The organism is Thalassotalea sp. PLHSN55, from assembly GCF_052030545.1.
In the GTDB taxonomy this organism is placed as follows: Bacteria; Pseudomonadota; Gammaproteobacteria; order Enterobacterales; family Alteromonadaceae; genus CANMXU01.
Genome location: NZ_JBPDIH010000003.1, coordinates 14,648 through 34,662, shown reverse-complemented (window position 1 = coordinate 34,662; position 20,015 = coordinate 14,648). Strand labels below are relative to the sequence as shown.

At 39.4% G+C, this 20,015-nt stretch carries 15 protein-coding genes; 9 read left to right on the top strand and 6 right to left on the bottom strand.

Annotation, left to right across the window (positions count from 1 at the left end; all coding sequences use genetic code 11):
- The first annotated feature begins 484 nt into the window (after positions 1–484).
- Together ACRRSQ_RS06070 and ACRRSQ_RS06065 are read left to right on the top strand one after the other, a co-directional pair.
- Complete coding sequence (locus tag ACRRSQ_RS06070; protein WP_440874819.1) at positions 485–3,190, top strand: VPS10 domain-containing protein; 2,706 nt, start codon at positions 485–487, stop codon at positions 3,188–3,190.
- A gap of 242 nt (positions 3,191–3,432) precedes the next feature.
- The gene (locus tag ACRRSQ_RS06065) at positions 3,433–4,836 is read left to right on the top strand and encodes an alpha/beta hydrolase family protein (RefSeq protein WP_440874818.1); all 1,404 of its coding nucleotides are present in this window, start codon (positions 3,433–3,435) and stop codon (positions 4,834–4,836) included.
- Positions 4,837–4,904: 68 nt separating this feature from the next.
- Here the strand turns inward: ACRRSQ_RS06065 and ACRRSQ_RS06060 are convergent, their stop codons facing one another.
- The 4 genes from ACRRSQ_RS06060 to ACRRSQ_RS06045 form a co-directional block, all read right to left on the bottom strand.
- On the bottom strand, positions 4,905–6,455 hold the full coding sequence (locus ACRRSQ_RS06060; RefSeq protein WP_440874817.1) for a DUF3369 domain-containing protein: 1,551 nt from the start codon (positions 6,453–6,455) through the stop codon (positions 4,905–4,907).
- Positions 6,442–8,421: an MHYT domain-containing protein gene (locus ACRRSQ_RS06055; protein WP_440874816.1), complete on the bottom strand. Its 1,980-nt coding sequence runs from the start codon at positions 8,419–8,421 to the stop codon at positions 6,442–6,444. Before ACRRSQ_RS06055 ends, ACRRSQ_RS06060 begins: the two co-directional genes overlap by 14 nt.
- 161 nt (positions 8,422–8,582) lie before the next feature.
- Positions 8,583–9,224, bottom strand: a complete 642-nt coding sequence (locus tag ACRRSQ_RS06050) for a response regulator (RefSeq protein WP_440874815.1) — start codon at positions 9,222–9,224, stop codon at positions 8,583–8,585.
- Between the two features lie 29 nt (positions 9,225–9,253).
- The gene (locus ACRRSQ_RS06045) at positions 9,254–10,636 is read right to left on the bottom strand and encodes a cache domain-containing protein (RefSeq protein ID WP_440874814.1); all 1,383 of its coding nucleotides are present in this window, start codon (positions 10,634–10,636) and stop codon (positions 9,254–9,256) included.
- A gap of 201 nt (positions 10,637–10,837) precedes the next feature.
- Here ACRRSQ_RS06045 and ACRRSQ_RS06040 point away from each other — a divergent pair, with 201 nt between their 5' ends.
- The 3 genes from ACRRSQ_RS06040 (at position 10,838) to ACRRSQ_RS06030 (ending at position 13,789) form a co-directional block, all read left to right on the top strand.
- The gene (locus tag ACRRSQ_RS06040; RefSeq protein ID WP_440874813.1) at positions 10,838–11,911 is read left to right on the top strand and encodes a TRAP transporter substrate-binding protein; all 1,074 of its coding nucleotides are present in this window, start codon (positions 10,838–10,840) and stop codon (positions 11,909–11,911) included.
- Between the two features lie 76 nt (positions 11,912–11,987).
- The gene (locus ACRRSQ_RS06035; protein WP_440874812.1) at positions 11,988–12,506 is read left to right on the top strand and encodes a TRAP transporter small permease subunit; all 519 of its coding nucleotides are present in this window, start codon (positions 11,988–11,990) and stop codon (positions 12,504–12,506) included.
- A gap of 2 nt (positions 12,507–12,508) precedes the next feature.
- Positions 12,509–13,789, top strand: coding sequence for a TRAP transporter large permease (locus ACRRSQ_RS06030; protein ID WP_440874811.1), 1,281 nt, complete (start codon positions 12,509–12,511; stop codon positions 13,787–13,789).
- Positions 13,790–13,993: 204 nt separating this feature from the next.
- Here the strand turns inward: ACRRSQ_RS06030 and ACRRSQ_RS06025 are convergent, their stop codons facing one another.
- Positions 13,994–14,479, bottom strand: coding sequence for a L,D-transpeptidase family protein (locus tag ACRRSQ_RS06025; protein ID WP_440875303.1), 486 nt, complete (start codon positions 14,477–14,479; stop codon positions 13,994–13,996).
- Positions 14,480–14,820: 341 nt separating this feature from the next.
- On the opposite strand from ACRRSQ_RS06025, the gene ACRRSQ_RS06020 reads away from it, so the two are divergent.
- The 4 genes from ACRRSQ_RS06020 to ACRRSQ_RS06005 all read left to right on the top strand — a co-directional run bounded on the left by ACRRSQ_RS06020 (position 14,821) and on the right by ACRRSQ_RS06005 (position 18,915).
- A complete protein-coding gene (locus tag ACRRSQ_RS06020; RefSeq protein ID WP_440874810.1) occupies positions 14,821–15,933 on the top strand; it encodes an MltA domain-containing protein in 1,113 nt (370 codons plus the stop codon).
- Positions 15,934–16,335: 402 nt separating this feature from the next.
- The gene (locus ACRRSQ_RS06015; protein ID WP_440875302.1) at positions 16,336–17,493 is read left to right on the top strand and encodes a porin; all 1,158 of its coding nucleotides are present in this window, start codon (positions 16,336–16,338) and stop codon (positions 17,491–17,493) included.
- 103 nt (positions 17,494–17,596) lie between these two features.
- Positions 17,597–18,130, top strand: a complete 534-nt coding sequence (locus ACRRSQ_RS06010; protein WP_440874809.1) for an FMN-binding protein — start codon at positions 17,597–17,599, stop codon at positions 18,128–18,130.
- Between the two features lie 11 nt (positions 18,131–18,141).
- On the top strand, positions 18,142–18,915 hold the full coding sequence (locus ACRRSQ_RS06005) for a PepSY domain-containing protein (protein WP_440875301.1): 774 nt from the start codon (positions 18,142–18,144) through the stop codon (positions 18,913–18,915).
- Between the two features lie 18 nt (positions 18,916–18,933).
- On the opposite strand, the gene ACRRSQ_RS06000 is transcribed toward ACRRSQ_RS06005, so the two are convergent.
- Positions 18,934–19,908: a sensor domain-containing diguanylate cyclase gene (locus ACRRSQ_RS06000; RefSeq protein WP_440874808.1), complete on the bottom strand. Its 975-nt coding sequence runs from the start codon at positions 19,906–19,908 to the stop codon at positions 18,934–18,936.
- Positions 19,909–20,015 lie beyond the last annotated feature (107 nt).

The window sequence follows — 20,015 nt, the reverse complement described above, 5'->3', positions numbered from 1 at the left end:
GAAATGTAGTGTTCGCAAAAGCTGTAAGCGGATTTTATTTTAACGCTTTTTCATTCGTAGTATTAAGTCTTGATCTAACTCGTTAATACATTTGACCCATCAACTAAAACTATTATACAAAATCGACCACTGAGTGAACGGTTTAACTGTAAGTTGTTGTATCAAAAAATTGTTCGCCGGTTAATTTTAGGTATTTAAAGGTCTCTGCGCTTAAATGTTAATAAAAGCAAAGGTGTCTCGAAGCACTGTCAAAAACAAAAAAAGCGTTAAGTGCAATCTTTAGGCTTACTATTTTATTGATATAATTACCCTTAATCCATATTGATGATTGTTAACAATGATGTTAAGTTATTCACTGTCTGTTAACAGATAATTAAACATTCCAGCACCTTACTAAAGATTAACATAATCACTTATCGGATAAATAATGACGAAAAGATACCTTGGCCTCATAAGTTTCGTTTGCGCTAGTGCTCTAGGGCTAATGGCATGTCAATCGACAGAAACAAGCGCTGTTAAGATTGACCAACAACACATGCAAAAAGACTACTTTGAGCGATTACGTACTGAACGCGTTTCTTCAGACTCTTCCATCGAGTGGCAAAACATTGGCCCGGGTATGTCAGGCTATAATGAAAAACTTTGGACACATCCAACAGATCCTGACACTGTATTTTTAGGTCCTGATATGCATGTGTCATACGGTAGCTGGGACGCGGGTAAAACATGGCATAATATTCAAGACCAAGACGAAGTTGGTCAACTAATGAAGCGTATTTTAGATATTGATTTTTCTTTACAGAATGAAAACTTCGGTATGGCAATTGATTGGAATGGCTGGGTTTATCGAACTAATAATAAAGGCCGTTCTTGGGACAAATTAGCCGAGCTTGCTGGCAGTCATAAAGATATTGGTGTTGACCCATATGATCCTGTCGCCTTTACAAAAGGTTGGTATGACGAGCAAATAGGTAAACGACTCGCTGAAATTTCAGTAGATCCGAGTAATGACAATATTTGGTACATCGGTGCTGGTGATTTTTGGAATACCAAAGAGAATCATCGCAGCATTGAACGCCTACAGGGTAATAAATTACATTATGCCGATTATGGTTATTTATTAAAAAGTACTGACCAAGGTAAAACGTGGATAAAAATTACTCAAAATTTACCGGAAGACCTCGATACCGGTCGAATTTTAGTGCACCCGAAAAATTCGAACCAGATTGTTGCGGCGACGAACCGAGGGTTAATGCACAGTAGTGACGGTGGCTTGACATGGGCTTTTGGGGCTAACGGCTTACCGCATAATATTCCACGTGATTTAACGGCTCATTACGACAAACATAGCGGGCAATATACCTTATATTTAATCGAACAAACTAAATATCATCAAGAAGGTCAATCGGTCACCTCATCAGGTGGTGTATACACTAGTACTGACGGTGGTAAAAACTGGCAAGATATTACGGGTAATTTGTTTCTTGATTTAACCCAAATTGACTACCCTGAGGAAATAAACCGTTATTACCGTACTTTGGCTAATTGGTTTGCTATCAGCCCTAATGAAGCTAAAGAGCAATACCCTCAATTGCCAACATCAGTTTTATCTGTATATAACCGTATTGTTGTGAATCCTAAAAATTCACAGGAAATTTATATTTCATACAATAAAAAACATGACCGTTCTTTTGGACCAGGCGATGTTTGGCGCACACTTGATGGTGGTAAAACTTGGGTATGTATTGCACGACACGGTAAATATTGGTTAAGCGGTAAAAACAAAACTTACTGGGCACAACGTAATAACCCAACTCATCCGAATGTTGAGTTTGCTCATGTAAAGCCGGAAATGGACCACGCAGCAGAATATCAAGGCAACCGATTATTGGCGATTAATTCTGATGGCGAGGTTTTTATGAGTATTTCTCAGCAAACTCACCGTACATCAGACCAAGGTAAAACGTGGCAACAGATTGATGATAATAAGGTCGAATCAACTGATGATGTTTGGGTTGGTCGTGGTAATAGTAATTTACCAGGGCGCTTTATGTTATTAGAAACAGGTATTCCTGAACGGCGATTACTAGCCAGTGGCGAACATGGCGTATGGGAAACCGTTGCTAATGATGATTCAACGAATCCAATTGATGTGCCCTTAAAGCAAATAGAAGGGCAAACAAATATTACCGGTATGGTTTCTATTTCAACACTTGCTGTGCACCCGAAAGATCCTAATATTATTTATTTGTTGGCTTGGCGTCAAAAGCACTTAGGTCAGTTACGTAGGTCAATCGATGGTGGTAAAACGTGGGAAAATATTGCCAGTGTTGTTGAAAATGACATAAAAACTGATGGTGGTTATGCGAAAAAAAGCCAAGATAAAGTGATTAAAAAAGTTATACAGGGGCCAAAAGGCCTTTTGCCGGCACAAAATTCATTAATCATTGATCCTAAAAACCCTGACAATATGTACTTTGTGATGACCAAAGATGCATTTTCAGAAATTTATCGAGCGCCTCGCCGCAACCCAACCAAAGGTAATTATGGCGTGATGAAGTCAACCGACGGTGGCTATAACTGGCAAAACAGTAACAATGGTATTCACGACGGTGCAAGCTTGCGTACGATTGTGTTTGATCCTCAAAATTCCAATACTTTATATGCCGCCGCAACCGATGAAAAAGGTGGTGTCTATAAATCTGTTGACCAGGGGAAGAACTGGAAAAAGCTAGCCATTCCTGCGGTGATCAAAAGCGTTAACAACGTATTTGTTGATAGAAATAATCAACATATCTATATTAGCGCCGGTGGCTTCTATACCGGAGACTATAAGGAAGGTGGTGCATGGCGAAGTACAGATCAAGGTAAAACGTGGCAACAAATATTTAAAGCGCCAACGGTTTTACAAGTGGAATCATCACCGGTAAATCCTGATTTGTTATTATTGACCGTTGGTAACCAAATGCGTATGGATCGTCAATTCTTAAATCCGGGTATTTATTTATCACAAGATGGCGGTAAAAACTGGCGTAAGATTAATAAGCAATTAGGCAATTACGATAAAATTATTGATGCGAAACCAGATCCATACAATCCTAATGTTATATGGGCTGCTAGCTGGGGAAGCGGTTGGCATATTGCTTACATTGATAAAAATGATAAGTCAGCCTGGTTAAAACAACCTTAACTAGAGTACGTCTTGATATAAGCTAATCGTGAGCAATCTATTACTGGTTGCCGATTAGCTTAATGATGGCGAAATTTATACTTTGATAATTTAGGGGGAAAAGTTAACTATTTCGCTTCATCATTGGATATTTTTAAACTCAATGACTTCAAATTATCGCTGTATTTATCAAATTTTTAATCAGAGGCTTTAGGTAGACATTATTACTAAAGCTTCACTACTATCAGAAAAATGAGTGCTTTATGAACATAATAAAAAACCGGGTATACCACCGAACCGTATATCGCTTAATCATCACTTGCTTCCTATTTTTCAACACGTCTATGATGGCAAATGCTGCAGTTAACTTTAAAGAATTAAAAGGCGAACTGCCGATTAGAAAAACAGAATACATGATTCGCGTACCTGAAAATTGGAATGGAATTCTAATTAATAACTTTGATTACATAAAAGGCGCAGATACACAGAAAAGCATGTTCTTTCTTGAGCAAGGTTACGCACTTTCAGGGACAAAACGCCGAAAAGATCGTGGCAAAAATTATGACCCAGCCCATGAAATTCACGACTTTATCACAATTTTCGACATCTTTGACGAAGCATTCGGAAAACCTAAAACGACTATTCAAATGGGCTGTTCAGGCGGTGGCACGGTAACGTTAGCAATGGCTGAAATTCATCCTGATAGAATCGACGGCGCTATTGCAATGTGCGCTTCAACCAGCCCTTGGTTGGCCAATACACACTTAGATGGCATGTTTGTTTTACAAGCGCTGATTGCGCCAGAATTACCTATTGCAGGATTAGGGGATTACTCCCCGGCACAATTAAATGCCTTAGGTAAGAAGTGGATTAAAGCGGTTGATGACGCACAAAAAACAGCCGAAGGTCGCGCCCGTATAGCACTCGCAATTACCATTGGCCAATGGCCTGCATGGGGCGGTAAAGGTGAAGCGCCTGTTGAAAAACCAGATCCTACTGACATTAAAGCATTACAAGAAAGCATGTATCAAAGTATTGTTCGCCTTGTGCCAATGAAAGGTACTGGTGGAACAACTATGCTAGAGCGCGCTGGTCGCGGACAGTTGAAATGGAATACGGGTGTTGACTATCGAGATTATTATAATAACGGTGCCAAGCTCTACAAAAAAGCAGTTGAGTCTTTATATAAAGAATCGCCGATTAGCTTAGCAAACGATTTAGCAAAAATTAATGCTTTTGAACGTGTCAAAGCTGACCCTAAAGCGGTTAAGTGGTGGAGCGCACCAGGCCGTACCCATGTTGGGGAACCGAAAGTACCGCTATTTCGGATGAATACTGCGGGTGACGGTTTAGTTTATGCAAGCTTAATTCAAGGCTATGAAGAGTTAGTTGCTCAAAATGGTTATTCTTCATTTTTCCGCAGTGCTTATGTCAATACATGGGGACATTGCCGTTTCAGTCAAGCTGAGTTATTAACTAGCATTAACGTTGTTTTACAACGTATAGAATCAGGAAAGTGGCCAGATACTTCTCCAGCAGCATTAAATAAATTAGGCAAATTTTTATTGCCAGAAAGCAAAGTCAATTTTTTCCCTTATGTGGGTGTTCAAAAGTACAACCGTACATGGGTACCTAGCGTAGAAGATTTCCAAGCTCTACAAAAATAAGAGGTGTTATTTATGTGCTATAAAGCCCTGTAAGTTTCAGACAAAGTGTTGAAATATAGACGAAGGGCTTAATCAGGGTACTTATTTATAACAACTTGCATGGTGCCTAGGTTGCTTGTTACCCAATCAACTATGGTCGGGTCAAAGTGGCTGCCGCTGTCTTTTTTAAGCAGGGCGACGATTTCTTCAAGCGGCCAAGGTTCTTTGTATGAGCGGCGACTGCCTAATGCGTCGAATACATCTGCAACCGCAACAATGCGACCATAAATGTGAATTTCCTCACCAACAAGGCCGTCGGGGTAGCCGCTGCCATCCCATTTTTCATGGTGTTCACCTGCGATAACTGCTGCCGCTTTTAGTATTTCTCGGTTAGAGCGGTCAAGTAATTCTTTGCCCATTAACGCGTGACCTTTCATTATTTCAAATTCACTTTCACTGAGTTTACCGGGCTTGTGCAGTATGGCGTCGGTTATGCCTATTTTGCCGAAGTCGTGCAGCGGAGAAGCAACTTTAAGAATTTCTGCGTGTTTTTCGCTCATACCTAAGCCTTTGGCAATTAAATAGCTGTACTCAGCAACGCGGCGCACATGATTGCCTGTTTCTTTCGAGCGAGTTTCTATTGCTTCGCCAAGCATATAGACCATGTCGCGTTGTGTGCCTTCAATTTCATCTTTTAATAAGGTGTTTTCGTAAGCGATGGAGACATTTTGCAAAAATAGCTTAATTAGGTTGATGTCGTCTTCCGACATGTCGGCACTGGTTCTAATATAAATAACGTCTTCACGTTCGGGCGTTGGGTTAAAGTAACCGACATATTCATTGCCTTTTACCACAAGTGACTTAGTGTTTAACGCTTCTTTTAACACTGACATGACACCTTGCGGCAGCTTATCGTCGGCATTTTCACCAATCACTTCTTTAAATGTGCCGGTCGCGGCAATAACATCTAAACTATTTTTTGAGCTGTGCTGCTCAATGGCAACACCGTCACAATGCGCATATAGGCTGTTTTTATCTAAATTCAAAAGTGCGATAAGTTGTTCTAAAACCCCTTGAATAAAACCTTGTAGCATTTTCGGGCGAAATATTTCACCGGTTGACTCTATTACGCGAAGTAGCCCTTTACGATTGGCATTTAAGCTGTCGAGATCGCGATAGGAGCGCAAACTGGTTAAAATTGTGCTGTAGAGTTTTTGCGAGGTAAGTTCCGATTTCTCTTTATAATCGTTAATATCAAACTCTAAAATTACTTTACGCTCTGGCGCTTCTCCAGGTTGTCCTGTGCGCAGTACTAGGCGGATCATTTTGTTCTTCAGTTCGTCGCGTATATGGCGAATTAAATCTAGACCGGCATGTTCGGTTTCCATGACCACATCAACTAGGGCAAGCGCGATGTCGTCGTGTTCATCTAGAATTTTTTTTGCTTCGTTACCGGAATAAGCATGGATAAAATTGAGATTACGTTCGTCGAAGCTAAAATTTGACAGCGCAAGTTTGGTTACATCGTGAATGCTAGGCTCGTCATCAACGATCAATATTTTCCAATTGGGCTTGGTGATAATATGCTGTGGCTCGTCGTCTTCAGGAGCAAACATAAAGTCGTTATCAGTTTCTGTCATTCTTTTTGTCTCCATGCGCTATGGGCAATAGTATGTCGAAGCCTAAGCCCCCTTGCTCAGGACTTATTATCTCAACCTTTCCTTTAAGTGTAGATGTTATAAGGTTATACACAATATTAAGGCCAAGACCGGTGCCGCCTTTTCCTCGGCGAGTGGTAAAAAATGGGTCAAATATTTTGGCTTTAACCTCGTCAGTTACGCCTCGACCATTGTCGGTATAGGTTATTTTAATGTCATTTTCTAGAGCTTCGCAGGCAATGGTTATTACCCCTTCGGCTCCTTGTTCAAAGCCGTGTAGCAATGAGTTGTCGATAAAATTTGATATTATTTGATACAAAACACCTGGGGCGGTAATGAGGTTGATATCACCTGCAATATTATTGTCTACTTTTATCTTTGTGCGTTTTAATTTTGGCCGCATACTGATAATAATTTCATCTAGGTATTCTTTTAAATTTATTTCGCGGGTTGAATCGTCGGTTTGGTCAACGGCTACCTGTTTAAAGCTGGAAATTAGCTCCGAAGCGCGACGTAAATTTTGCGCCAAAATTTGACAGCCTTCTTCGGTATGAGTGAAAAAGCTTTCTAAGTCAGATTTCTTCATGGTGCTGTTTTGATATTTGTTAACTATGGTGTGAACTTGCTCTTCAATATTAGTGGCGCAAGTAACGCCAATGCCAATTGGCGTATTAATTTCGTGAGAAATGCCTGCTACCAAGCTGCCAAGTGACGCCATTTTCTGACTATGTACCAACTCGGATTGCGCTGCTTGCAGCGCTTTCATGCTGTGTTTTAATTGTTCGTTGGTTTTAGTAAGTTCTTTTGTGCGTGCTTCAACCCGATATTCTAATGATTCATTTAATTGTTTTAAGTCGATTTCTGCTTGTTTTTTCTCGGTAATGTCGTCGGTTATAATGAGTCGACGTACGCAGTCTGCTTGTACAAAACCAGTAATAGCCATTGATAGGGTGCGATTTTTTTGGTTAACGCTAAATTGAAATTCATTCACTGAAACCGTTTTGGTACGTTTTCCTGTTGATGTGATCCAAAGATAAAAACGCTCATATTCTTCAGCTAAAAAAGCACAATATAAGTCTTGAACTTCCAGGTTTGCTGCCATCTTTACATTGAATATCTTTTCTAGCTCGTCGTTAATTAAAGTGACCTTTTCATTTTCTAAAACAAGTAGCCCTTTACCAACAGACGATTGCGCTGAAAATACCGCATGATAGAAGGCGTTTTCTGACAGTTTTTTATCAAGAAACATAAAGAACTGCGTCATGGTTAGTATGAATAAACTCAGTAAGGTGACGACAATTAGTAAGGTATCGCGATCTAGGTTGATGCTACCTTGCGGCGAAGAAATACAATCCATCGAAAAGCTTGCTGCGGCCATGCCGACATAGTGCATACCAACAATAGCGCTGCCCATAATCAAGGCGGTAAGTATTTTAAAATTGTGGGTTAACTGGTTGTTGTCTATTTGATGAAATAATAAAAATAGTGCGATGCCTGACGCTGAAATGGCAATAAAAACCGATAACAGTACGATATCTGCTGCGTAGCTAATGTTTGGGCTCATGCCCATTGCAGCCATGCCAATATAATGCATGGCTGCTATACCTAAGCCCATTAAAATCGCAGCGATTGTTAAACTGCTATTGCTGCGTTTAAAGCGCACCATAAAAAGCGCAATAGCGGAAGAAAAAATAGCAGGAATAATCGATAAGGCGGTTAAGCTCAGGTCGTAATAAATGGGTATAGGTAAGGTGAAGGCAAGCATGCCAATAAAATGCATCGCCCATATGCCAATCGCCATGGCGAGTGCGCCGCCAATATTCCAATATAATGCTATTTTTTTACGTGAAACGGCAATACGCATGCACACGCCAACGACAATATATGAAACATATACGGCAACGAGAAAAGACAAAAAAACAATAACCGGATCAAACGATGAACTCATACGCTCAGTTTTTTAGTTAAGCCTGTCATTAAGCGTAATGTAACAACGGCAAAAAAACCAATATGAAAGTACAAATATTTATTTATAACATACTGGCGTATATCAATAATATTTCGATTCTCGTCTGTGTTTGAAAGTGCTTTTAATCATTAAAGCGACTGTTATTTATTTTCAATTAAACCGTGGTTTACTGCATACCGAACTAGCTCGGCAAGGCTGTCTATTTTAAGCTTGGCTTTGATATTGCGTCGATGCGCGTCAACGGTGCGAAAGCTAATATCGAGATCGCGGGCAATTTCTTTACTCGAGCTACCTCTTGCGATGTGTGAAAGTATTAGCTGTTCACGTGTGGTTAGTTTTTCTGGTGACTGGCTGATCGGGTTGGTAATTAATAATTTTGAAATTGAACTACTAAAATGGGTGTTGCCTTTGGCGACGGCTTTTATCGCAAAATACACTTCTTCTGAATTGGTGTCTTTTAAAATATAGCCCGACGCCCCAGCTTGAATTGCACTTGATACAAACTCTGGGTTTTCATGCATGCTAAAAATGAGCACTTTGGTCTCGGGTAGCTTTTCAATAATAACTTCAGTGGCGTCGATGCCGTTCATCGACGGCATGCTAATATCCATCAGTATTACGTCAGGTTTTACAGTCAATGCTTCAGTAATGGCTTCTTTGCCGTGACAAGGTGAACCAATAACTTCAATGTCGTCGTAATAAGATAAACAGGCGATTAAGCCTCTTTGCACCATGGGATGATCATCTACGAGCAGTACTTTTAATTTTTTTTGCTCACTCATTCGTAAATCCTAGTTGTTATTATTGTGTTTTAGGTCGCGTGGTTCTTTTCATTATAGTAGTTGGCAAACGTTGCCGTTGGAATTTTTGCCTCAATAATTGTGCCGCGGTTGTCGCTGTGAATATTAAGTATGCCCAAATGATATTCCACTCGCTCTGCTAAGTTTCGCAAACCTATGCCATTACAATCAATATTACTTTGGTCTATATCGAAGCCGCGACCATTGTCTTCAATTTGCAACGTTAGCCAAATGCTTTTTACATCTAGGTTAATGACAACTTTTTCAGCCTGTGCATGTTTTTCGATATTAATCAGTGCTTCTTGCACAACGCGATATAAGGTGGTGCTAATATCGTCGGGCAACAGCTTACGCACCGCTGGTAGATTTAATTCAACCTTAACGCCGGTGCGTTCTGAAAAGCTAGTTGAAATGGCTTCAATGGCGGAAGACAAACCAAGCTCGTCCAAAATTTGCGGATGCATATGATGTGAAATGCGGCGAATTTCATTAATAGCAACCGCAAGGCTTTCTTCTGCGACAACAAGCGGCTCAGGTTTTGGGTGCTGATCTTTTTTAAGCGCCCGCCCTGTGGCTTCTAGCGAGAATTTAATTGAAACTAGAATTTGCACTATGCCGTCGTGAAGCTCTCGAGCGATGTGGCGGTTCTCTTCTTCTTGAATGGTTATTATGCGTTGGCCGAGCTCACTTATTTTTTCATCAGCTTGCTTTTTGTTTTTAAAGTTAACAATAAAGCCAAAAATAAAAATCACTAACAACGAGGTGATCGCCACTGAGAAAATAATGCCTTTGGTATTATTTAAATGGTTATCGATTTCTTTTTGTACCTTGTTAAGCTGCAAATAAACATCGTCAAGATAAACGCCTGTGCCTAACATCCATCCCCATTTGTCGATAATGGTGGCGTAACCAAGTTTTTCTTCTTTAACATTTGATGAAGGTTTGTTCCACACGTAACGGTGAAAACCACCACCATTTTCAGCGGTTTTTAGTAACGATTGAATAATTTTGTCGCCGTTACCGTCTTCTAAATCCCACCAATTCTGACCTATTCTAAATGGCTCTTTGGGGTGAACAATGCCGTAACCACTTTGGTCATAAATAAAAAAATAGCCGTCGTTGCCGTTGTATAAAAGCCCTTGAAAAATATCTGACACAACGGAGATTTCATTTTCTTTATCCACTAATTTATGGAGTTTTTTTACCGACGAAAGGGCGAGGTCGGTATAGTTTTTTAACTCACTTTCTTTTTGGCTGATCAGAAAGCTTTCTAAGGTGGCTAAGTTTCTACTTGAGAGTTCTTTGTATTCATTGGTCATTAAAAAATAGGTGACAATCGCGGTAACAATTACCTGAATAAAAGCAATGAAAAAAAATCGGTACGGCATTCTCATACAACATACTCCTCAAAATAGAAGCTTTTGATAGTTTCAAATTTCCTTGAAAATTGCTAGCAGATTCATTTAACTAGGTATTAGTACCTACGAACTTTTTACCAATTATTAGGTGTTCGTACTAATATCAATTAGGTGGTTAATTTGAGAGAGTAAGTTGACCAAATTCAAAATAATTAAATAAACAACAAGGGTAGGGGTATGAAGATTACAAAAATAATAGCATTAACCGCGATTTTGTCGGTGAGTTTGCTAAATGTCGCAAATGCTGCGGAAAAACGTTACAACTGGCGATTAGCTGAAACTTGGGGGCCAAACTTCCCGATTTTTGGTGAAGCTTCAAAGCGTATGGCTAAGCTGGCAAAAGAAATGTCAGGCGGGCGTTTAAACATTCGCATCGACTCGGCTAACAAGCATAAATCAGCGTTAGGTATTTTTGATTTTGTTAAAAGCGGCCAATATCAAATGGGTCACTCTGCTTCGTATTATTGGAAAGGTAAAGACTTTAATACCATGTTCTTTACTACGTTGCCGTTTGGTATGACAGCGCCTGAACAATACGCATGGTTCTACTACGGTGGTGGTATGGAACTGATGGAATCGGTTTACGACAAGTACGGCATTATGTCGTTCCCAGGTGGTAATACTGGTAACCAAATGGGCGGCTGGTTTCGAAAAGAAATTAATACCGTTGATGACCTTAAAGGGTTAAAAATGCGTATTCCAGGTTTTGCTGGTGAAGTATTGGCGCGTTTAGGGGCAAAACCTACCAACATTCCTTCTGGCGAACTTTATACTGCATTAGAGCGTAATACGATTGATGCGTTAGAGTGGGTTGGTCCGTCGTTAGATTTACGTATGGGTTTCCACAAAATTGCCCCTTACTACTACACAGGTTGGCATGAGCCAGCAACTGAGTTGCAGTTTATGGTGAACAAAAAAGCGTACGATTCACTGCCTAAAGATCTACAAAAAATCTTAACGATTGCGATGCGAGTAGCGGCTTACGATATGTATGCACAATCAATGCATGAAAGCGGTAAAAACCTTGCTGCGATTCAAAAAGATTTCCCTAACGTGAAAATGCGTACGTTCTCGAAAGAGATCATGACCGCAATTCAAACAGCCAATGATCAGTTATTAGAAGAATTTGCTGCTAAAGATCCAAAAACTAAAGAAATCTTAGACTCAATTACTGCCTACCAAAAACAAGTACGTGCTTGGACCGAGTTTTCTGATAAAGCGTATTTAGATAACTTTAATACCAAAAAATAAGCTAAGGTAATGTGTTAGAGCATTAATTTAGATAATAAGCATGCCTTGCTGGCATGCTTTATTTTATGAGGCAGTGATGAATTTTTTGAAAAATTTGATGAAAAAGATCATAGATGCAGTTGGTTCTTTTTGTAGCCTACTAATGCTCTTGATGATTTTTAATGTATTTTATGACGTAGTAATGCGTTACTTTTTTAATGACGTAAGCATTGGTATGCAAGAGCTTGAGTGGCACTTGTATGCAGCCATGTTTATGTTTGGTATTGGCTATACCTTCAAAGAAAATGGCCATGTTCGGGTCGATATTATTTACGATCGTTTAAGTGAAAAAGCACAAGCCATTATTAATATTTTAGGCACACTTATTTTTACCATACCGTTTGCTTGCCTTATTTTATATTTCAGTTGGGATTACACCATTGAAGCGTACAACATGGGTGAAGGTAGCCCAGATCCGGGTGGATTACCGCATCGTTGGATCATACGTTCAGTCATTCCTGCTTCATCCATTTATTTATTGCTATGTATTGCTTACGTACTGTTAGAACAATTTAGTCAATTAAGTAAACATTCATCTTCTGAGCAAGGCGCATAATTATGGTTGGTTTAGCATTATTTTTTATCGCCTTGGTTTGCCTCTTTATCGGCTATCCGGTGGCGTTTACTTTCGCAGGTGTCTCATTAATTGTTGGTGTATTTACTTTAGGCGCTGATCTATTTGCGTTTATGCCTTATCGCATTATGAGCATTATGGAAAACACCACCTTAATGGCAATTCCTATGTTTGTCTTTATGGGCATCGTTTTGCAAAAAACCGGCTTGGCAGAACGTTTACTTGAATCGTCAGCCAAGTTATTTGGTGGTATGCCAGGTGGTGTGGCTATTTCGACCATTATTGTTGGCGCGTTATTAGCGGCATCTACGGGTGTTGTTGGCGCAAGTGTTGTTGCTATGGGGGTAATTTCACTGCCGGTTATGTTGAAAAATAAATATCACGAACCAACGGCGGCTGGAGTTATTTGTGCATCAGGCACGCTTGGGCAGATCATTCCGCCATCGATAATTTTGATCATTCTTGGCGATGTTATGGGCTTACCGGTTGGCGACCTATTTAAAGCGGCGGTACTTCCTGGTGCGTTACTTGTGGTGAGTTATACCGTATATATTATTGTTTTGGGTAAATTTAAACCTGAATTTTGTCCGCCAATACAAGTTGATCAAAAACGCAGTGAATTATATGTACAAGCGGTAAAAGACATTATTCCGCCGTTGTTGTTAATTGTTGTGGTATTAGGTTCTATTTTTACCGGCGTTGCAACACCGACTGAATCGTCGGCAATTGGCGCAGTTGGCGCGGTTGTTTTATCGATGTTTTATGGCGGTTTTAGTTTTGGAAAGATTAATGATGTTTCTAAAGAAACCGTGAAAGTAACCTCGATGATCTTTGCGGTATTAATTGGCGCAACGGCATTTTCTATGGTGTTTAGCTACTCAGGTAGTGAATACCTTGTGGAAGAGTTTTTCCTCGATTTACCGGGGGAAAAGTGGACATTTATCATTCTTGCAATGTTGGCGATACTGATTTTAGGTTTCTTTATCGACTTTATTGAGATTGCCTTTTTAGTTGTGCCTATCTTAACGCCTGTGGCGATGGCGCTAGATGTCAACTTATTGTGGTTTGCCATTTTAATTTCAATGAATTTACAAACGTCGTTTTTAACGCCGCCGTTTGGTTTTAGTTTGTTTTATTTAAAAGGCGTTGCGCCGCCATCTTTAAAAACCACCACCATTTATAAAGGGGTCATTCCTTTTATCCTGATTCAAGTGGCGGTATTACTATTAGTGCTCGCGTTCCCAGACCAGCTAATTATTAGTTAGTGTTATCGGGAATTTTTCAAAGGCATATTTTTATATGCCTTTTTTTTCGCCTTAAATTTGACAAGAATTAACGATATTGGTTTGCGACAAAGGATCTGACAAAGGGGTCGGTGACACTATGTTTTAAGCTTCAATTAAGATGGAAAAATTACCGTTGATGGGTAAATATGTCACCGAGCCCTAATGTGTTTTTTCTTATTTATTTTACCAGCGTATTTCGATTGGTGTGCCTACGTCGACTAGCGCGATAAACTCATCCATTTCGTGATTTTTTAATGCGATACAACCATTGGTCCAATTTAGACGTTGGGCGATATTGGCGCGCCAACCGGCTCTATCTCGTTGGCCATGCACCATTATTTGCCCACCTGGCGAGCGGCCTTGGTTTTTCGCTTGGGTAATATCGGCTTGGTTAGGGTAACTAATATGCATAGCGCGATAAAAGGCTGAATCTTCTTTGATGTAGTCTAACGTGTATCTTCCTTCAGGTGTGCGTTGGTCGCCTTCATATTGCTTATGCCCTTTGGGTTTTCCGCCAAGCGCAATTCGGTAGCTTTTCACGATTTTGCCTTGTTTTAGTAAAAACATTTTGTTTTGCGACTTATCGACTTTAACTAAATCTACTTGAGCTAAATTCACATGAGCTTGGACGCTTTTATCAAGCTTGGCTTTAGCTGGTGTGGTTTGTATATTGGTTGTTTTTGCTGGTGTGATATTGGCAAAAGAAAATGGCGAAAAGGCGAGGGCAAATGTTGCCAAAATTATAATAATCAAAGTTAATAAAAGTTGTTGAAAATGGGTGAGCATTGCTTAGTCGTTATCCGTTGTATATCTTAAAATTTATAGGACTGTATTTAAAAATTTACCAGCTTCAAAATTTGTTTTCTGATCCTACTGGTTTAGCGACATTACCGTAATTATGAGAATAATCAAACGATTAAATTAATTGTTTGATTATTCTGCCTTCAACCGTAAATTTAGTTAAAATGTGCTGACTTATTTAAATTCATGTTCTTAGGAAGCTACGCTTTATGCGCAAATGGCCGGTTATTGTTTTATTTTTTATCTCTTTTCCAAGCATGGCGTTACAGTTTGTTGTTGAAGAAAATCCGAATATTGGTTTGCCAAAAGGCTTTAAAGGTAGTGAACTTTGTCAGGTCGCGGAAAATACCCGTACTTACCTAGTAAGTAATAAAGCTGATAAGTTTGCAGTGCATGCCGGCTCCAATATTCATAGCCACTTTAGTTTGCCAAGAATTATGAAAACGCTAGATTTTTTATGTCAAACCTATCGTGAAGATGTTCGCGCTAAACGAGCAAGTCGACTGCACGACGCTGATTTTCTACAGCAACATTTTGAGTTTATTCGTTGGTATCCAGATACTAAAACAGCTAACGACATTGCTGATAAAAGTACCAATGAAGTTAAAAGTCGTTTACTGAGAAATATTCCAAACGATAGTATTTTTCTCACCAAGTATTACACTAAAAAACTCAATGCGAGTGCGGTGAAAACTCAGCACTTTGATCAAGCCTTATATTCACTACCTTATGACGAGCAGCAATTACCACTGGCGCAAGCTGAACAAGTAAAAGAAACACTAACCCGTTATCAATACACCCGACAAGATGTTATCAATGGCGTGCTTTTAGAAAAAAATCTTGCCAAGCCTCTTGTTTGGTTAACAGAAGAAGCGCTGCACGACGTACTGTTGCAAGGCACTGGTGTGCTCAATGTGAATGGTGAAACACGTTATTTTAATGTCCATCGAAACAACGGCATTGCTTATAACTACAGTATAGGTAAGCGAGAACAAGCGCGTTATTGGTATTTTGCTGAAGTGCCAAGCATTATGGGCTACGGTGAAACTTTAGCCAGTAAAATTGCGATAAAACCACAAGTCACTTTTGCCGGCAATGTTGCTCAGTTAGGGTTAGGTAAACTGGTGATGGTAAGCTATCAAAACCAAGGTGAAAAAATAAGTCGCCTTGGTATTTTAGCGGATCAAGGTGGCGCCTTTGACAATAACCTGTTTCAGCTTGATTTGCTCGTCGATAGTTATTTTGGCTGGCAAGATTATCATCAAGCCAATAAGCATTTGCCTGATTACGCTGATGCGTGGTTTATGCTGATTAAAGAATAAAAAACAATAACGCTAGCAGTCTAATTTATAAGATGGCTAGCGACTTGATTCAAACTTTTGTTAATTTAATTCTTCCTAACTTTCTTAGTCTTTTTATTTTTCATTGCTAGGCATGCGTATAACGTTATCTGCATCATATGCCTCTCTCATTATCAAGTTTCATATTGTAATCCTCACCTAATTTTTTTGCGTTAGATCAATAAAGCATAAAAAATAATCTTAATGATATTGATTCTCATTTGGCTGTGTGATTTAATGTTGCCAAATTAACGGTGGTTACACCGAATCTAATAATAATATTTATATATATTCTAATAACTTTGGTTTGCTTACTTCTGTATTACTTTAGTTACATTTATTGAAGAATTAAGTGCCAAATATTCACGGACTTTAAAAAACATGATGAAGAAAACACTTATTGCCTCAGCATTGGTAGGTCTTTTTGCGGCCAACACCGCTATTGCAAATGAAGAAACAACTGAATTACGTAAAGTAATTGCTGAACAACAAAAAGTTTTGTCACAGCTTGAAAAGCGTTTAGACGAAACTGAACAAAAGCTTGAAGCGACTGCTGACAGTGTTGAAGCGACGACTTCTGGCGGTATGTTTGCTAATACCACAATTGGTGGTTACGGTGAGCTTCACTACAATAACTACGATAACAGTGATGCAAAAATTGATTTTCATCGTTTTGTTTTATTTGTAAATCATGAGTTTTCAGACAGCGTTCGTTTTTTCTCTGAGCTTGAATTAGAACACTCACTTGCTGGTGACGGTAAGCCAGGTGAAGTTGAGCTTGAGCAAGCTTACGTAGAAATTGATATTAACGATGCCTTAACTACAAAAGTAGGTTTGTTTTTAATCCCAGTAGGTATCATCAACGAGACGCATGAGCCACCAACGTTTTACGGTGTAGAGCGTAACCCGGTAGAGAAAAACATTATTCCTGCAACTTGGTGGGAAGCAGGTGCTGGTTTTAATTATCAAATCGCCGCTGGTTTAGCGTTAGATGCAGCGGTAACCAGTGGTTTAGAAGTAGATGAATCATTTAGTATTCGTGGCGGTCGTCAAAAAGTAGCAAGTGCAAAAGCGGAAGACTTAGCATATACCGGTCGTATTAAATACACCGCTATCCCTGGTTTAGAATTAGCTGCAACATTGCAATATCAAGAAGATGTTGCTCAAGGTGCTATGGTTGAAACTGCTTCAGCTACCTTGGTTGAAGCTCATGGTATTTACCAAGTTGAAGATTTCTCAGTACGCGCATTATATGCTCGCTGGGATATTGATAACCAAGACGCTATTGATTTAGGTCGTGATGAGCAAACGGGTTGGTACATTGAGCCATCTTACCGTGTAAATGAAAAAGTGGGCGTTTTTGCTCGTTATGCTGAATACGATAACAATGCTGGTAATAGCGATGATACAAATGTTGAATCATCAAGCTTCGGTTTAAATTACTACATTCACGAGAACGTAGTATTAAAAGCTGATTATGAAGACTTAGGCGGTGCTAAAGATTCAAAAGGCTTTAACTTAGGTTTTGGTTACCAGTTCTAATGAAACACTAAAAATTTAATTTTTAGTGACTGATAAAGTGAATGGGGTGTAAACTCCATTCACTTTTTTGTTTTATTATTATTTGCAGATAGAGAAGATATTGGTGAATCGCGTTTATAAAACACTAGTGATAATTATGGTGATGTTAACTTCAGTTGCAACAAGTCAAGCGAAGGGCATTTATCAAAAACCGGCAAGCTTTATTAGTGAGATATTTGCTGGCGAAACGCCTAAACCTAAAACCTTGTGGTTAGCGGCAGAAGATAAAAAAGCCATTGCAGCAATACTCAGTCACAAATATAATCGCTTACGCATTCGCTATTGGCAAAAAGCGTCGGAAACCGTGTGGATACTTGATGAAATAGGCAAAGAGAAACCTATTACTATTGGCGTTCATATTCAAGCCAATCAAATTGTTCAGTTAAAAGTATTGGCGTTTAGAGAAAGCCGTGGCGATGAAGTGCGTCATCAGTTTTATACTGACCAGTTTAAAGAAGCAAAGCTCACCGATGATATTATGCTAGATCAGCATATCGACGGAATTACTGGAGCAACTATGTCGGTTAGAGCAACCACTAAAGTGGCGCGCATGGCGCTTTGGCTAAACCAGAAAGTTAACACGGCAAGTAATAACTAAAGCATTTATCAATTACTGGGTTTTTAATGAGTAAAAAAGCTAAACCTTTTTACACTAAGCTGATTCGCCATTTACGTGAATGGCATCGTAAACTTGGCATTTTTGCCGCTTTTTTTCTGATATTTTTATCCATCTCAGGGATTGCGTTAAATCACACCAATGAGCTATCGCTCGCTCACCAACCCATTAACAGTAGTTGGTTGTTAGATCACTATGGTATTCAAGCTCCTAATGATGTGCGTTTTTATGACGACAATCAGCTAGTCATTACTAATAATTTGGTATGGCTAGAGGGCAAACTTTTATTTGAAAGTCACGACGCCATTGTCAGTATGGGAAAGTGGCAAGACAGTTATGTAATCGTGACTGAAAACGAATTGTATTTGTATGATCTGCAAGGCCAATTAATCGACCAATTAGACCAGGCGTCAGGTGTGCCTGCAGAAATTTCAGGGTTAAGCTTTACTGAGCAACACATCATCGTAAATACTGCACAAGGCTATTTTCAAACCGACAGTGACTTTTTTGATTGGCAAGCAATTTCAACTTTTGCGCCAATTCCTTGGATAATGCCAAATAACGCCAGTGCACAACAAAAACATACTGCGGTGACTATGTTTAAATCTCAGTTTTTAAACTTAGAACGTATAGTTTTAGATGCACACAGTGGGCGAATATTCGGTATGGCAGGTGTACTTTTTATGGACTTTGTTGCCGTGTTACTTATTCTATTATCACTCAGTGGCCTTTACATATGGGTACGCTATGCAAGAGCAAAACGTTAAGCTAAGCATTGCTACTATTTAGTGGTTGCATTTTTTCTTCTCGAACATCGCTTTGTCAGCAATGTCGATAATGTCCTCAATACTTGATAATAAGTCGACGTTCGCAAAACCACTCGATACGGTAAATTCCGGTAATTTTGATTGGGCTATTTGTCTCGTCAATGTTTGATTAAAGCGCTTTAGAATATTATCTTCATCGCCAGATTGCTTTAAACTGACTAAAGCAACAAACTCATCGCCCCCCATTCTGCTAATTACATCGGCATCGCGTGTGCTTACTTGCAGTGCCGAACTAACCTCCTTAAGAACTTCATCGCCGACTGCATGGCCATGATCATCATTGATGCCTTTAAAAAGGTCGATATCGAAATAGAATAAGCCCAGCTGAGATTTCAATCGTTGCGCAAGGTGAATACGCTGTTTCGCTAATATGGCAAAACCACGTCGATTACTTAGTCCTGTTAAGGGATCGGTAACCGCTAATTTCTGTGCTTGTTTGTACATCTCCATTAACGATAAGTCTGATTCTAAGATATCTTTTAATTGGTGAATTAAGTCAAAATAGGTTTGCTTATAATCCGTTTCTTTAAAGTCCATTACACAAAAAGTGCCAAAAGGCTGGCCGTCAGGCCAAAATACGGGCACGCCTAGATAAGATTTAAAACCATCATTGTGCACTTCAGGGTTTGTGTCCCAGCAGGGATCTAATGGCGCATTGGCTACATAAAGCTCTGTGCGTGTTTCAACTATACGGCGGCAGAAAATATTGGCTTCGGGCTCAATAACAATACCAGAGGGGTAGGGGTTTGTTTCTTGTTCACTGGAAATTGTGACTTGAAATCCACCTGGAGTATATTGCACCAAGAAACCTGCTGGTGCGTTAAATAGCTCGGCTAATAGGTTAACCGTATTTTGCCATTTTTTTAATGAAATAAGATCGTTAGGTGAATCTAATAACCATTGGCTGCGATCTATACTAATACTATTGTCCATAATGAACCCCTTAATTCATGCAATATGGAAAAATTCAGTAAGGTAGCCCTATTATAATTGGGGGCTTTATAAGCATAGAGAATAATTGCCTACATAGCATAATAATA

Excerpts from the sequence above, each read along its gene's own strand:
- ACRRSQ_RS06015 (WP_440875302.1), top strand. The coding sequence starts at position 16,336 with ATGAAGAAAACACTTATTGCCTCAGCATTGGTAGGTCTTTTTGCGGCC.
- ACRRSQ_RS06050 (WP_440874815.1), bottom strand. The coding sequence starts at position 9,224 with ATGAGTGAGCAAAAAAAATTAAAAGTACTGCTCGTAGATGATCATCCC.
- ACRRSQ_RS06020 (WP_440874810.1), top strand. The coding sequence starts at position 14,821 with ATGCGCAAATGGCCGGTTATTGTTTTATTTTTTATCTCTTTTCCAAGC.
- ACRRSQ_RS06060 (WP_440874817.1), bottom strand. The coding sequence starts at position 6,455 with ATGACAGAAACTGATAACGACTTTATGTTTGCTCCTGAAGACGACGAG.
- ACRRSQ_RS06065 (WP_440874818.1), top strand. The coding sequence starts at position 3,433 with ATGAACATAATAAAAAACCGGGTATACCACCGAACCGTATATCGCTTA.
- ACRRSQ_RS06000 (WP_440874808.1), bottom strand. The coding sequence starts at position 19,908 with ATGGACAATAGTATTAGTATAGATCGCAGCCAATGGTTATTAGATTCA.
- ACRRSQ_RS06070 (WP_440874819.1), top strand. The coding sequence starts at position 485 with ATGGCATGTCAATCGACAGAAACAAGCGCTGTTAAGATTGACCAACAA.
- ACRRSQ_RS06040 (WP_440874813.1), top strand. The coding sequence starts at position 10,838 with ATGAAGATTACAAAAATAATAGCATTAACCGCGATTTTGTCGGTGAGT.
- ACRRSQ_RS06055 (WP_440874816.1), bottom strand. The coding sequence starts at position 8,421 with ATGAGTTCATCGTTTGATCCGGTTATTGTTTTTTTGTCTTTTCTCGTT.
- ACRRSQ_RS06030 (WP_440874811.1), top strand. The coding sequence starts at position 12,509 with ATGGTTGGTTTAGCATTATTTTTTATCGCCTTGGTTTGCCTCTTTATC.
- ACRRSQ_RS06045 (WP_440874814.1), bottom strand. The coding sequence starts at position 10,636 with ATGAGAATGCCGTACCGATTTTTTTTCATTGCTTTTATTCAGGTAATT.
- ACRRSQ_RS06035 (WP_440874812.1), top strand. The coding sequence starts at position 11,988 with ATGAATTTTTTGAAAAATTTGATGAAAAAGATCATAGATGCAGTTGGT.